This window comes from Ochrobactrum sp. S1502_03 (genome assembly GCF_044435015.1).
Classification (GTDB): Bacteria; Pseudomonadota; Alphaproteobacteria; order Rhizobiales; family Rhizobiaceae; genus Brucella; species Brucella chromiisoli.
The window spans coordinates 1-13,647 of record NZ_JAYEXN010000017.1; the positions used below are offsets into that span (position 1 = coordinate 1).

Here is a 13,647-nt window from a genome sequence, read left to right on the forward strand (position 1 = left end):
AATTTAAAGTTACGGGCCCGCGCACGCTAAACCTTGCAACCTAAAGGAGGGGTACTTTTTGGACGCCGATAAGGGGTCCCGTTTAAACGCCGATTGACAAGCTTTCCGTGTCGGTGAACTTCACCGCCAACTCGCGTGGAGACAGATCGGCATGATCCAGCGCCATGGTGATGATACGGTCGCGGACATCGTCGGGAATGCGGTTCCACACCCGTGACGGCACGGACGTCCGGTCCTCCAGCCCCTCGACGCCATGGGTCAGGAAGCGATCATACCAACGGTAGAAGGTCGGCCTTGGAATGCCGAGCTTGTCGAGTGTCTGCCTGGCTGACAGGTGGGACTGTTCGACGAGCCGGATGATTTCCAGTTTCTCGGTGGCGGGATATCTCATTCGTCGTCGCCCCCATCCCCGATCATGCTTTTTTTGAGCAGGCGGTTTTCCAGGGTGAGGTCAGCCAGCGCCTCCTTCAGGTCCCGGCTCTCACGGCGCAGCGCCTTGACCTCGTCACTGGTCGCCGAGCGGGCGGTGTCACCGGCAAGCCGCTTCTTGCCCGCCTCGAGGAATTCCTTCGACCAGCTATAATACAGGCTCTCGGCGATCCCCTCGCGGCGGCAGATCGCGGCAATGCTGTCCTCGCCGCGAAGGCCCTCCAGCACGATGCGGATTTTGTCTTCCGCAGAATGGTGCTTGCGCGTGGCTCGGCGGATGTCCTTGATCGTCTTCTCGGCCGCCGGTGTCTGCGGCCCGGTTTTCTGTCTCATCTTCGCTTCCTTTGAATAAGCTACGATGAGCCGAAAATCCTCTCTTCTCAATTAAACAAGTTCTGTCTCAAAGGCGCTGATGTCGGACAGTGCACTTGATGCTCCTTCGTTCAAAATGAGAGCGGAGACGTTTCTCGGGGATGCTCGGAATCTGACGGTGGTCGAAAGCGACACAGTCGATTGTATCGTTACTTCTCCTCCCTATCTGAACGCGATTGATTACATGCGAGGGCATCGCATGTCGCTCGTTTGGCTGGGCTATCGCTTGGAAGACCTCCGTAAAATCCGTGGGAGTGCCATCGGGGCCGAGCGCGCTCTGAATAGCAAGCTGAGCGACGATTTCGTAGATATAATTATTGAACTCGGTCTAGACCAACTCGAAAACAAAAACAAATTTATGCTCGATAGATATTTTTCTGACCTGATGCAGCAAACCAAGGAGGCGTATCGAGTCTTGAAGAAGGGCTCCATTGGAACGTATGTAATTGGAAATTCAACAATTCGCGGAACTTACGTCCGAAACAGTGAACTTTTGAAGCGTGCCGGAACCTTGGCTGGATTTGAGATTTTGGGAGAAACAGAACGCGAGATACCCGATCACCGGCGCTACATGCCTATGAGGGTGATAGCTGGAAATAGTCTCGCGAGCCGCATGCGCACTGAGCATATCATTGACTTTAGAAAACCGATCTAGGCATTAATTTCTGGCATGTGACGTTGGATTTATTATGATTAATCCGACGCTGAAGTTTATCGTTTGCAGATGATCTGGTATGCGTGGCTTCACTAGATAATCTTCGTCTTATCTTTAATATTCGGCGTTTCTTTATCCGGCACTAGTGACTCGACATATCTATATGGTAAGGGTGGCGAAAGTGACTGGTTGACATGCTTTCAAATTTTTCCCAAATCTAATATTTGGGTGTTGGAGCTGGATGCGCAGACAGTTTCGGCAATTCGCGCTCGAGCAAGTGCAGGAATCGTTGTTTGCGCGCCCTTGTTCTGAACCTACGATAAAGCACGTTAAACTACGATAAGTTACGAATCCGGAAGATAGGCTTGTGCACCAACGGCAATGATCTGTTCCTCGCTGAGAGCCTTGTGCCAGTGCGAATGCCCTTGTTGTGCACCTGGGATAAAATCGATAATCAGTAAGCGAACTCCTTCAACCAGAATAATCTATAACACCATTCGCTGAATTAGGCTTGAGGAGTTGACATCGTATCATTCCGCTTATACGTATTAGTTATTCGTATAAGCGGAGGAGGTTTATGCGTCGTCGCCCTACACAGAGAGATGTTGCTTTAAAAGCCGGCGTTTCACAGGCAACCGTTTCGATGGTGCTGGGGGGCGCTAATACGCCATCCACCATTTCTGCTGAGACGGTCGGGCGTATTCATGAGGCAGTGAAGCAGTTGGGCTATGTTCCCAATCGTTTCGCTCAAGCTCTCAAGACGCGTAAGACCATGACGATTGCCTGCATCGTACCCGACATCACAAATCCGTTTTATCCGGGGCTTGTGCGTGGTGTTCAAAAGGTTGCGCAGGACAATAATTACGATGTCATTACAGCCAATACGGACGGCGAACAGGAGCGTGAGCAGCATTTTCTGCAATGGGCGCGGGAAGGGCGGGTGGATGGCGTCATCGGTGTGTTCTTCAGCTTGCGCGCGGTCGATTTCGTAGAGGTTCTGGATGCAGGCGTTCCGGTGGTGCGCATTGAATCTTCACTCAAGACAGGCGGTCCGCTCGCCATTGACGATATTTTTATCGACAACAAAGCCGCTTCGAAAGCGATGGTGGAATCTCTTATCCGTTCAGGACGACACCGTATTGCGATGGTGGCGGGCCGGGGTGGTCCGCAGCGCATGAGAATGGACGGCTATCTTGAAGCCGTGATGGAGGCCGCGCTCGAGCCACTCGTCATTGTCGATGACGCCTTTAACGATGCAGGTGGTTTTCGTGCGGCTGAAAAGGTTTTGGCGTCGAATTTTGATCCCAATGCCATTTTCGCAGCCAACGATCTGATGGCAATTGGCGTCATGCAAGCACTTCAGGAGCGTGGCATTACCATTCCAGATGACATTGCGGTGGCGGGCTTCGATGACATTCCGGCTGCGCGTTTGGTGTCTCCGCCATTGAGTACCGTGTCGCAGTTCCAGGAAAGAATTGGTGAGAAGGCCGCGGCAATATTGATCGAAAGACTAAACGGCAACCGCAACGGTGAAGGTGTGGCCTATGAGATGCCCTTTCAACTCGTTGAGCGAAAGTCGGTTTGAAAAATCTTCATGGAGGAGAACATGAGAAGGCGTACATTTCTGAAGGGCAGTTTTGCGGTTGTGGGTGCCGCCTATATTTCAATGCCTGCTTATGCCCAGGAACCTGTGACATGGTGGTATGAATCGGCCGATCCCAATCAGCAGCGCGCCATGCGGGAGGGTATCATTGATCCGTTCAATGCTGCGCATCCAGATTACAAACTGACTGTTGACTATCGCGGTAGCGAACTCGACAAACAAATGCGTGTCGCTCTTTTGTCCGGGCGCGGTCCCGATATTGTCTATACGGCAGGCCCGAGTTACGTCGCTCCTATGGCGCAGGCGGGTCAGCTTCTGCCGCTCGATGATTTTGCCAATGAATATAAATGGAACGACCGCATATTGCCGGTTTTCCTTGAAATGGGAAAGTATGACGGCAAGCTTTACGCCTTACCCAAGACGTATGAAACGCTTGGTCTGTTTTTTAATAAAACGCTGTTTGAAAAGCATGGCTGGAAAGTTCCTGCAACCATTGAGGAACTTGAAAGCTTAGCCGACGCCATGCTGGCGGAAAAAATCATTCCTTTCGCCTCGGGAAATGCGAACTGGCGGCCAGCAAACGAGCATTATGTTTCGATCGTGCTGAATGCGATAGCCGGGCCGGACAATGTCTATAAGGCGCTCAAAGGCGAACTCCCATGGACGGATGCGGTTTTCGTCAAGGCCATATCCAAGCTCAATGAATGGTGGAAAAAAGGCTATTTCGGGCCCAATTATTTCTCGCTCAGCGACGAGCAGGCCTTTGCGCAGATGGCCTCAGGGCAGGCAGGCATGATGCCGACGGGAACATGGCAGTTCCAGCGTGTCGAAACATATTTCCCAAGCAACAATGCACAAGCGGGTTTTGTCGGTTTCCCGAGTGCCGATGGTCGCGAACCGGTATTCCCGCTGGGGGTAGGCTCGACCTTTTCCATCGCGGCCAAGGCCCGCAACGCCAAGGGCGCTGCGGCGGCGATAGATTTTATCTTCTCATCCGATACCTACGAGAAGATGAATGAGCTCTGGCAGGGTGAGTGGAATACGCCGCTGGACAATCTTTCCGATGTCGAATTGAAAAACGTTCAGCCGCTTTATCTCGATACGATGAAGACTCTGGCTTCGGCCGTCGAAGCCAATCGTTATGGTTATACGACGTGGACTTTCCTGCCGCCGGCGACCGATGCCTATCTCGTCAACGGTATCGAGGAAGTATGGCTGGAGCGCAATACGGTCGAGGATTTCCTCAAGAAGCTGGATGAAAGCTTCAAGCAGGAACTGGAGCAGGGCAAGGTTCCCGCAATTCCCGCACGATGAAACTGACGATGTACCGGAATGGCCCATCGCCATTCCGGTCGCGAGGTTAGCATGCACAGATTGTATATATTGCCGACCATGATCATCAATGTCGTGATCATTCTTATTCCTGCCCTGCTGACGATGGCTCTGGCCTTTTTCCGCTGGGACGGGATCACGTCGCCGGTTTTTATCGGCCTTGAAAATTTCCGCGAATTGTGGACCGACCGCGTCTTCTGGACAGCGCTTGGCAACAACATCATCTGGACGGCGATTTTTCTGGTTGTTCCCGTGGCCATCGGTCTGGTTGCTGCGGCGATGCTGCTGGTGGTGCGGCGCGGACGCATGTTCTTTCAGGTGGTCTATTTCCTGCCGATGGTGATTGCGACCGCCATTCTGGCGCGGATATGGCAGGGAATGATTTATAGTCCGGTTTCGGGTGTCAACGGCATGCTGCAACGCATGGGCTTTCCGACACTCGATCCGCTGACGCAGCCATCCACAGCGCTATACGGTATCGCGACTGTCGATCTCTGGCACTGGTGGGGCTTTCTTTGTGTCATTTTCTTTGCCGCCCTGCGGCAGGTGCCGCAGGAACAGATAGAGGCGGCACGTATCGAAGGGGCAAGCTTCTGGCAAACCATGCGCTATGTGCTGCTGCCCGCTATCCGGCCGACGATCACGCTCATGATGATCATGACGGTCATCTGGTCATTCCTCGTTTTTGATTTCGTCTACATTCTCACACAGGGCGGCCCGGCATTCTCCAGCGAGGTTCTTTCCACGCTCGCCTATCGCAGCGCCTTTTACGATCTTGCCGTCGGCAAGGCAGCGGCGGTGGCAATCGTCATCAGTTTATTCGGTCTGATCGCAACCGCCTTCTATATTCGTGCGCAGTCCCGGGAGTTCGACCAATGAGGCTCGTCGAAAGCAAAGCGACTCTTTATCTGACCTATATGGCGCTGGGCATTCTGCTCATCATCACGCTTTTTCCGATTGCGCTTCTGGTGGTCAACTCGCTCAAGCCCGCAGCGCAGATCGTACAAAACCCGCTGGCCTGGCCGGAAACATTTCGTTGGGATAATTTTTCCCGCGCGTGGGTTGATGCCCGTTTCGGACAAACAATGCTGAATTCGGCGCTGCTTGCCGTGACGACAATCGTTCTGGTCTGCACCACAGCTTCCCTGACGGCTTATGTTTTGGCCAGACAGAAGATAAAATCTTGGAAGATCGTCACGTTCTATCTTCTTGGAACGACAACGGCACCGATCCAACTCTTCCTGTTTCCGCTTTATTTTGGCTTCGCCCATATGGGTCTCGTCAACAATGTCTTTGCCGTCTCTCTTATCTATACGGCGATCTATTCACCCTTCGCGGTCATGCTGCTGCGAACTTATTTTCTTGCGGTTCCTAAGGAACTCGAAGAAGCGGCGCTGATCGACGGCGCCAGCCACTGGCAGGTATTCACCAAGGTTATGCTGCCGATCGTCTCACCGGGAATTCTCACGGTAGCGCTGATCATAGGTCTTTATTCATGGAACGAATTCCTGATTGCGACAACCTTTTTGCAGGATTCGGATCAGGTAACTGCGGTTGTCTCCTTCTTCCTGCTGAGTGGACAATATTCCAGCGATTGGGGTGAGATCATGGCTGCGGCACTAATCATCGTTCTTCCCGTCGTCATTCTCTTCATCTTTCTGCAACGCCGCTTCATCGAAGGTATGGCCGGCGGCGCGGTCAAGGGCTGATAAGGGCAATACACTCATCATTATTCGGAGGCTAATGTGCAAACTCCCCACGACTATCTGGAACGCGTCTATGCGGGCGTTCTGGGCAAGCTGATCGGTGTCTATCTGGGACGTCCCTTTGAGGGATGGACCTATGAGAAGATCATGGAAACGCTGGGACCTATCAATTACTATGTTCATGAAAAGCTGGGCGATCCGCTGGTCGTGACCGATGATGACGTAGCCGGAACATTCACCTTTATCAGGGCACTTGAAGACTATGGTATTTCTCCCGATCTTTCGGCGGAAGATATCGGCAAGGCATGGCTCAACTATATAGTCGAAGAACGCTCTATCCTCTGGTGGGGCGGCAGCGGCAATTCGACGGAACATACAGCCTGGCTCAATCTGAAAAAAGGCATTCCCGCACCGGCCTCCGGTTCGATTGCCGTCAACGGCCAGACGATGGGCGAACAGATCGGGGCGCAGATTTTCATTGACGGATGGGCAATGGTTGCGCCCGGTCAGCCGAAGTTGGCGGCCCGTCTTGCCGAGCAGGCGGGCAAGGTCAGCCATGACGGAGAATCCGTTTATGCGGCAATGTTATGGGCGGCAATGGAGGCAGAGGCGTTTCATTCCCCAGATATAGGCCATTTGATCGATACGGGATTGTCGGTCATTCCTGCCGATTGCCTGATTGCGCGGTTGATCGCCGACATCCGCAAGTGGCATGGCCTTCATACGGATTGGCGTAAAACACGCCAGTTGATAGAGGATCAATATGGCTATGCCCGTTATCCGGGCAATTGCCATGTCGTCCCCAATCACGCCCTGATGATCATGACCATGCTTTATGCGCATGACGATTTTCAGAAGGCGCAGATGATCGTCAATACATCCGGATGGGATACCGACTGCAATGCCGGCAATGTCGGATGTCTGATGGGCATCATGCACGGTCTTGACGGGATCGAGGCCGGTCCTGACTGGCGCGGACCTATCGCCGACCGACTGCTGATTTCCTCCGCCGACGGCGGTAATTCGATCAACGACGCGGTACGCATCGCTTATTACATCACCAATCTGGGATTGGCTTTACAGGGTAAGGCAGCCCTGCCCGCACCGAAGGATGGCGCACGATTCCACTTTTCTCTCCCCGGAAGCCAGCAAGGATTCCGGCCGCAGGAAAGTCTGGATGCCAACAAATCCGTTCGTCTTCTCAATGAAGAAACAGCGCAAGGACGCATGCTGGCGATTTCCTATGAGGCACTTGGTCCGGGGCAATATGCGGCGGCGACAACGCCGACATTTTCACCGCGCGAAATGCTCAAGATGCGGACCTACGATCTCATGGCGACCCCTTTGGTCTATCCCGGACAGAAAGTTCGAGCCAGACTGGTTGCCGCACAGGATAATGCGGGCGAGGTAGAAGCATGTATTCGTATCCGTAGCTATAACGCCCTTGATGAACTGACGGATCATGACGGACCGGCTGTTTCACTTGGTGCTGGCAAGGATGCTATTATCGAGTGGATATTGCCGGAACTGGACGGTCAGCCGATTGCCGAAATCGGCCTTGTGCTGAAGGCGACAGGCAAGAAGGCCGATGGAAAGGTGCTGCTCGATTATCTGCGTTGGGACGGTGCTCCGAGCTTGACGCTGCACCGTCCGGCGGGCGACGGTGATTTCTGGCGCATGGCATGGGTCAATGGCGTGAGCTTCTTCTCGAAGCGGTTCCCGGCCAGTTTCAGGATATCGCAGTCGGTCGGAGAAGGCATTGTCTCGCACGGCACCCGCGAATGGACGGATTATGCCGTAAAGACGGATATTGTCGTGCATCTTGGTAATCATGGTGGTGTGGCATTCCGTGTGCAGGGGCTACGCCGGTATTATGCGGTGCGCGTCACACGTTCAAACACAGTCGAAATTGTGCGAATCCGTGACGATAAAACTGAAATTCTCGTCAGCAAAGCCTTTGACTTCGTGATGGAGGAAACCATTCCGGTTTTGCTTCATGTGAGCGGTAACTGGTTTTCGGCGCGGGTCGGCGATGTCGATATCGAAACCGTCGACGATGGTCCGCAGGCAATCGACTGTGGCGGTATTGGCCTCATCGTCCATGAAGGTGCATTGTCAGCCGATTATCTGACGATATCGCCGAACCGATGATGAAGGTTGCTGGGCGGTCATGCCGCCCGGCCATATGTTCTTTGCCCGGTTGTAAATTGAGCCGGAATGTAGAAATGGAAAAGAAAATGGCTCCAGTCTCCATCAAGAATGTCCGTAAAACCTATGGAAACGTGACTGTCATGCAGGACGTTTCCATAGAAATCGAGGATGGTGAATTCGTCGTTCTGGTTGGGCCTTCAGGATGCGGAAAGTCCACGCTTCTCAGAATGATAGCAGGACTGGAAGACATAAATTCCGGCACCATTTCAATCGGAGACAAGGTCGTCAACGATTTGCCGCCGAAGCAGCGCGACATTTCCATGGTGTTTCAGAACTATGCGCTTTATCCGCATATGACGGTTGCGGAAAACATGGCTTTTTCCCTGACTTTGGCAAAGGCCTCTGCCGAAGAGAAAAAGCGTAAGGTCGCCGAAGCCGCGGATATACTGGGCCTTACTCCGCTTCTCGAACGTTATCCCCGCCACCTTTCGGGCGGACAGCGTCAGCGTGTCGCGATGGGGCGTTCGATTGTCCGCAATCCGAAGGTCTTTCTGTTCGATGAACCCCTTTCCAATCTCGATGCCAAGCTTAGGGTCGCCATGCGCGCTGAAATCAAGGCTCTGCATAGGCGTCTGGGCACGACCATCATCTACGTGACCCATGATCAGGTTGAGGCCATGACTATGGCCGACAAGATTGTTGTTCTGCAGGCTGGGAACGTCGAGCAGATAGGCGCCCCTCTTGATTTATACGACAATCCGGCGAACAGTTTCGTGGGACAGTTTATCGGCTCACCTTCCATGAATTTGTTGAAGGCAAGAAAGTCAGGCGAGAATTTAGTTCTTGAAAACGGACTTCATACCAATCTCCCCGCGCCAGCCAGACTCGAAGAAGGGCAGGATGTGCTAATTGGCAAACGGCCTGAACATATGGCTTTCGCTCGGGATGGCGTCGAAGGCCTCGCCGTATCGGTCAAGGTCGTTGAACCGACCGGATCTGAAATATTCGCGGTTGCCGAGCAGGCAGGTACCGAGTTGACCTGCGTATTTCGCGACCGATTGTCTATCCGGGATGGCGACCTTCTGACTTTGGATCTCGCTCAAGGACCTGTTCATTATTTTGATGCGCAATCTGGCAGTGTATTGTAGATAAAATAAGCCTCTTGATCCTTTCATGGACCTCGGAGCGAACTTATTGGCTGTTATGCAACCAGTTTCGGTTCACGGTACACGAATAATCGCAGGAATCGTTGGTTGCGAGCCCCCGCAACCAGTTAGAACCCAAAACCCTCAATCAATTCAAATAGTTGGCTGAGGGTTTTTGTTTTCCAAAAATTATCATAACACACCGAAATCTCATTTTATCAGTTATAACAGTGCCTTAGCTAAAACAGGTTCAAATCGGGGGTAACGAACCACGCAACCACATACAATTGTTATGGGTGAGACATTTTGATCTCGTCGGCTCATGGTGCAACATGCCTGTTAACGACATCGCGCTGGAAATGGCCTCACCGCAGGGCGTTCCCGTGAGCGGTCCAGGCATAACCGCTTCAAATTGCAAGATAGCCCTGGGGACGTCGGCACTCAGTCACGCCGCATCGCATTGCGACATTTTCAAAACATCCCAATCTATGACAGCCCAACCGGCCCGCTTATCCTGGTTTCACAGGGAACGCGAATTATCGGGCAATATGATGCCGGCGTGCAGTTCGGGCAGCGCCGCATCCTCCTCGTCTGGAACCGCCTGATCTTGCCCAATGGCCGCTCCATCGTGTTGGAACGCTAGCCGGTGCTGACGCTTCCGGCTATACCGGGCTTGAGGATGGCGTCTATTACCATTGGTGGGATTTGAGGAAGGCAGCCGGCCTGTCAACGCTGCTCGGCATCGGCACGGAACTGGCGACTGACTACGAGGACAGGCTGATCCGTGCCATCCGCGACGGGGCACAGGACACCATCAATCAGGCCAGGCAGCAGATCGTCCAGTGCCAGTTGCAGGTCGCGCCGACGCTAACCATCCCGTCGGGCTTCCCGGTCAGGGTCATCGTGACGCGGGTTTTAGTTCTCGAACCATACAGGGACTGACCATGACAAAGCTGAAACTCGGTCTTCTTGCCGACGACAAGCCGATGAAAGTGGCGGTGGAATTGCCCGCGCAGTTCCACGGTGACCTCATCGACTACGGCGCTCTGTTGGCCGATAGCGGTGCGCCCAGCGGGCCTGCCAGACTGATCGTGCCCTTGCTGAAGCGGTTCATCGCCACGGATCGCGGTTTCGCCAAGGCGCGGAAGCAAGTCAATCCATCAAGTAACGCCACTTGACCATGCGTTCGCCCAGATCGATGGTTTCGCCATCGATGCTGAAGCGGCCATCGCCCTGATGGTGGATGAGCCGCTTTTCCTGCCGCGCATTGTCGACCGAGATGTGCCGGACCTCCAGTACGAACAGGTTATAGCGTTGCGACCAGCCATCATCTGCGATGCGGCATTCGAGATTGGCCCAGCATTCACTCACCAGCGGCGCGCTCACGGTTTTTGCTGCGACGGGTGTCAGGTCGAAACGCTCGAATTTATCGACCGTGTCCCCTGAACAATTGCCGATATCGACCACCTTTTCCGCCAGATCGACGGTTGGCACGGCCAGCACGCATTCACGGCTTTCCATAAGCGCCTCATGGCTATGATCCCACGGACCGATGACGACGCCGACCAATGCCGGATCGTGGCTTATCATCATGTGGAAGCCCATGGTCATAAGGTTGGCGCGACCGTCCACCCCGTACGTCGATACCAGCAGGATGGGGCCGGATTCGAGAATGCGATAGGCCTTTTCAGCCGGAAATTCGTCAAACATGATACAGATCCATCGTGAATTTGATGGCACGCCGCAAGCCATGCCTGCGGTGCGCCTCATTCATGCGGTCAATCGTCGAAATCTGTGGCGTCTGAAGCGCCGCGCCAAGCATCGAGATCCTTGTGTATGGCTTCCATCTTCTGTTCGGCCAAAGTGTTTGCGATCTTGCCCGCAAAGAGATGCACCGGCGGCTCGGCCACACTTGCGGCCTGCATGATCAGCGTCGCCACTTTCTCCGGATCGCCCGCCTGCTTGCCGTCCAACTCATTCATATGCAGGTCGAGCGAAGCCTGCGCTTCAGTATAATCGGCGATGGAATGCTCGGCCACCACCAGACTGTCCTTCGACAGGAAGCCGGTGCGCACCGGGCCGGGATAGACGACAGTCGCCTTGATGCCGAGTTCCGCAAGTTCAGCGGCGAGGGTTTCGGTCAGCCCTGCTAGCGCAAACTTGCTGGCGACATAGCTACCCCAGCCGGCATAGCTGCCCTGAAAGCCGACAATGGAAGCCACATTGAAGATGTGGCCGCTGCGCTGCCGACGCAGATGCGGCAATGAATGGCGCAGCACATGCAGGGGCGCGAAGACATTGACGTCGAAATTGCGCCGCAGTTCGGCGTCGGAGAGTGCCTCGACGGCTCCCTGTTGGCCGTAGCCCGCATTGTTGACCACGCGGTCGATGCGACCGAAGGTGGCGATGGTCTTGTCGATGGCGGCTTTCACTCTTGCCTCGCTGACGAGATCGACTTCCAGTGCCAGAAATTGCGCGCTGTCGTCGCCAAATGCCTGCCGCAGGCTTTCGAGCGTGCGCGAGGTGGCGGCCACGCTATCGCCTTTGGCCATGGCCTTCCGCGCCAGAGACAGGCCGATGCCGCGCGCAGCCCCCGTGATGAACCAGACCTTGTTTTGAGTTTGTTGCTGCATGAATGGATACTCCTGTTGTTTGTTGATTATTGAATGGCCACGCTCATCCCGCCATCGGCCATGACGATGGCTCCCACTATGTAGCTTGCGCGGTCCGAGGCGAGGAAAGCGACCACTTCAGCGATTTCCTCAGGGGAAGCAGCGCGACCGATTGGTGCTTTGCGGCCATGTTCGGCAAGATAGGCGCGGCCATCTGGCTGGATTGCATTCGTGATATTGGTCACTGCATCACCTGAGCCGACCGCATTGACGCGGATGCTGTGGCCGATGGCCTCAAGCGCCAACGTGCGGGTGAGTTGCGCCAGCGCGCCCTTGGATGCCGCATAGGCGGCAATGCCGGGAAAGGACTGGAAGCAGGCATAGGAGCCTATATTGACGATTGCCCCGCGTCGGGCAGGCATCATCGCCCGCATGGCTTCGCGCGAAAACAGGAAGGCACCAGTCGCGTTGACCGCAAGCACCTGGTTCCACTCATCAAGGCTCATCTCGGCCAAGGGCCGGTTGATGATGATACCGGCATTGTTAACCAGAATATCCAGCTGCCCGAATTCTGAAAGCGCTGTATCCACCGCACGTGCCGAGCTTGCTTCCTGCGCGACGTCCGCAACCAGCGGCACGATGCTGTCGCGGGCGAGGGCCTTGACATTATCGCCACGGCCGACCGCCACGATACGTGCGCCTTGAGCGTGAAGAAGCTCGACTGTCGCAAGGCCGATACCGCTGGCGGCACCGGTGACGATAGCGACCTTGCCTGCAAAGGGCAGGTCGTGTTGGGGTGATGTTGTCATTGTCTGTGACATGATAGTCCTTGTCGATTGGGATTTGTCGCTCAAAAGGGGCTGGCAGTGGGACGCACGATGATTTCGCTGACATCCACGTCGTCGGGTTGCGAGATCGCATAGGCGATTGCCTGCGCCACCGCCTGCGGGGGCAGGGCAACACGGCGAAACTCCAGCATGGCGGCGCGCGCCGTTTCATCGGTGATGTGATCCGCCAGTTCCGATTGCACGACACCGGGACTGATGACGCTCACCCGAATCTGGTCGGTTTCCTGACGCAGACCATCTGAAATGGCACGTACTGCAAACTTGCTTGCACAATAGACTGCGGCAGTGGGCGAGACGGCATGCGCGCCGATTGAGGCGATGTTGATGATGTGCCCTTTGCCCTCTGCCTGCATGACCGGCAGGACGGCTGCAATGCCGTGCAATACGCCCTTTATATTGACGTCGATCATGCGGTTCCACTCATCGACCTTTAGCGCCGCCAGAGGGGAAAGCGGCATGACGCCGGCATTGTTGATCAGCACGTCGATTTGCCCATGCCGTTCGCGCGCGAAATCGGCCATGCGCTGAAGGTCTTCAAGCCGTGTGACGTCGAGTGCCAGGGCGTCAACCTGCCGGCCTTCGGTCCGTAATTCTTCCTGCAATACTGCAAGACGTTCGGTACGGCGTGCACCTATGACGAGATGATGGCCCATTCGGGCCAGATGGCGGGCGGTGGCTTCGCCAATGCCGCTGCTGGCACCAGTCAACAGAATGACTTTGGCATCAGGTGATATATCCATGTTTTCTTCCTCCTTTCCTGCAGCAGTCGCATGCGGCACCGCAGAGGGTGTTTG

General features: G+C 54.7%; 12 protein-coding genes and 2 pseudogenes. 9 read left to right on the forward strand and 5 right to left on the reverse strand.

The window, feature by feature from the left end:
* Window positions 1–109 precede the first annotated feature (109 nt).
* Window positions 110–762: pseudogene (locus VBH83_RS12235) on the reverse strand (helix-turn-helix domain-containing protein); the annotation flags it as partial.
* Between the two features lie 79 nt (window positions 763–841).
* On the opposite strand from VBH83_RS12235, the gene VBH83_RS12240 reads away from it, so the two are divergent.
* The 9 genes and pseudogenes from VBH83_RS12240 to VBH83_RS12280 all read left to right on the forward strand — a co-directional run bounded on the left by VBH83_RS12240 (window position 842) and on the right by VBH83_RS12280 (window position 10,571).
* Complete coding sequence (locus VBH83_RS12240) at window positions 842–1,456, forward strand: hypothetical protein (RefSeq protein ID WP_396997906.1); 615 nt, start codon at window positions 842–844, stop codon at window positions 1,454–1,456.
* A 577-nt stretch (window positions 1,457–2,033) separates the two neighbouring features.
* Complete coding sequence (locus VBH83_RS12245) at window positions 2,034–3,041, forward strand: LacI family DNA-binding transcriptional regulator (protein ID WP_138725124.1); 1,008 nt, start codon at window positions 2,034–2,036, stop codon at window positions 3,039–3,041.
* Between the two features lie 21 nt (window positions 3,042–3,062).
* Complete coding sequence (locus VBH83_RS12250) at window positions 3,063–4,373, forward strand: ABC transporter substrate-binding protein (protein ID WP_119040863.1); 1,311 nt, start codon at window positions 3,063–3,065, stop codon at window positions 4,371–4,373.
* A gap of 51 nt (window positions 4,374–4,424) precedes the next feature.
* The gene (locus VBH83_RS12255; RefSeq protein ID WP_167836742.1) at window positions 4,425–5,270 is read left to right on the forward strand and encodes a carbohydrate ABC transporter permease; all 846 of its coding nucleotides are present in this window, start codon (window positions 4,425–4,427) and stop codon (window positions 5,268–5,270) included.
* Window positions 5,267–6,100, forward strand: a complete 834-nt coding sequence (locus VBH83_RS12260; RefSeq protein WP_119039470.1) for a carbohydrate ABC transporter permease — start codon at window positions 5,267–5,269, stop codon at window positions 6,098–6,100. Before VBH83_RS12255 ends, VBH83_RS12260 begins: the two co-directional genes overlap by 4 nt.
* Before the next feature lie 36 nt (window positions 6,101–6,136).
* Window positions 6,137–8,248, forward strand: a complete 2,112-nt coding sequence (locus tag VBH83_RS12265; RefSeq protein WP_119039472.1) for an ADP-ribosylglycohydrolase family protein — start codon at window positions 6,137–6,139, stop codon at window positions 8,246–8,248.
* Window positions 8,249–8,334: 86 nt separating this feature from the next.
* A complete protein-coding gene (locus VBH83_RS12270) occupies window positions 8,335–9,396 on the forward strand; it encodes an ABC transporter ATP-binding protein (protein WP_119040865.1) in 1,062 nt (353 codons plus the stop codon).
* A gap of 481 nt (window positions 9,397–9,877) precedes the next feature.
* A pseudogene (locus VBH83_RS12275) lies at window positions 9,878–10,335 on the forward strand (TrbI/VirB10 family protein); the annotation flags it as partial.
* Window positions 10,336–10,337: 2 nt separating this feature from the next.
* A complete protein-coding gene (locus VBH83_RS12280; protein ID WP_109987542.1) occupies window positions 10,338–10,571 on the forward strand; it encodes a DUF2274 domain-containing protein in 234 nt (77 codons plus the stop codon).
* On the opposite strand, the gene VBH83_RS12285 is transcribed toward VBH83_RS12280, so the two are convergent.
* From VBH83_RS12285 to VBH83_RS12300, 4 genes are all read right to left on the reverse strand, one after another.
* Complete coding sequence (locus tag VBH83_RS12285; RefSeq protein WP_109987541.1) at window positions 10,546–11,103, reverse strand: flavin reductase family protein; 558 nt, start codon at window positions 11,101–11,103, stop codon at window positions 10,546–10,548. The two genes, VBH83_RS12280 and VBH83_RS12285, sit on opposite strands and share 26 nt — an antisense overlap.
* Before the next feature lie 68 nt (window positions 11,104–11,171).
* Complete coding sequence (locus VBH83_RS12290; RefSeq protein ID WP_109987540.1) at window positions 11,172–12,026, reverse strand: SDR family oxidoreductase; 855 nt, start codon at window positions 12,024–12,026, stop codon at window positions 11,172–11,174.
* A gap of 26 nt (window positions 12,027–12,052) precedes the next feature.
* Window positions 12,053–12,826 carry an SDR family NAD(P)-dependent oxidoreductase gene (locus VBH83_RS12295; protein WP_109987539.1) on the reverse strand — a complete coding sequence of 258 codons (774 nt, stop codon included), beginning with the start codon at window positions 12,824–12,826 and terminating at the stop codon, window positions 12,053–12,055.
* Between the two features lie 29 nt (window positions 12,827–12,855).
* The gene (locus tag VBH83_RS12300; RefSeq protein WP_109987538.1) at window positions 12,856–13,593 is read right to left on the reverse strand and encodes an SDR family oxidoreductase; all 738 of its coding nucleotides are present in this window, start codon (window positions 13,591–13,593) and stop codon (window positions 12,856–12,858) included.
* Window positions 13,594–13,647 lie beyond the last annotated feature (54 nt).

What these genes read in the sequence shown, in the direction of transcription:
- VBH83_RS12260 (WP_119039470.1), top strand. Translation starts at nt 5,267, where the DNA reads ATGAGGCTCGTCGAAAGCAAAGCGACTCTTTATCTGACCTATATGGCG.
- VBH83_RS12240 (WP_396997906.1), top strand. Translation starts at nt 842, where the DNA reads ATGTCGGACAGTGCACTTGATGCTCCTTCGTTCAAAATGAGAGCGGAG.
- VBH83_RS12295 (WP_109987539.1), bottom strand. Translation starts at nt 12,826, where the DNA reads ATGTCACAGACAATGACAACATCACCCCAACACGACCTGCCCTTTGCA.
- VBH83_RS12245 (WP_138725124.1), top strand. Translation starts at nt 2,034, where the DNA reads ATGCGTCGTCGCCCTACACAGAGAGATGTTGCTTTAAAAGCCGGCGTT.
- VBH83_RS12280 (WP_109987542.1), top strand. Translation starts at nt 10,338, where the DNA reads ATGACAAAGCTGAAACTCGGTCTTCTTGCCGACGACAAGCCGATGAAA.
- VBH83_RS12270 (WP_119040865.1), top strand. Translation starts at nt 8,335, where the DNA reads ATGGCTCCAGTCTCCATCAAGAATGTCCGTAAAACCTATGGAAACGTG.
- VBH83_RS12250 (WP_119040863.1), top strand. Translation starts at nt 3,063, where the DNA reads ATGAGAAGGCGTACATTTCTGAAGGGCAGTTTTGCGGTTGTGGGTGCC.
- VBH83_RS12300 (WP_109987538.1), bottom strand. Translation starts at nt 13,593, where the DNA reads ATGGATATATCACCTGATGCCAAAGTCATTCTGTTGACTGGTGCCAGC.
- VBH83_RS12290 (WP_109987540.1), bottom strand. Translation starts at nt 12,026, where the DNA reads ATGCAGCAACAAACTCAAAACAAGGTCTGGTTCATCACGGGGGCTGCG.
- VBH83_RS12285 (WP_109987541.1), bottom strand. Translation starts at nt 11,103, where the DNA reads ATGTTTGACGAATTTCCGGCTGAAAAGGCCTATCGCATTCTCGAATCC.
- VBH83_RS12255 (WP_167836742.1), top strand. Translation starts at nt 4,425, where the DNA reads ATGCACAGATTGTATATATTGCCGACCATGATCATCAATGTCGTGATC.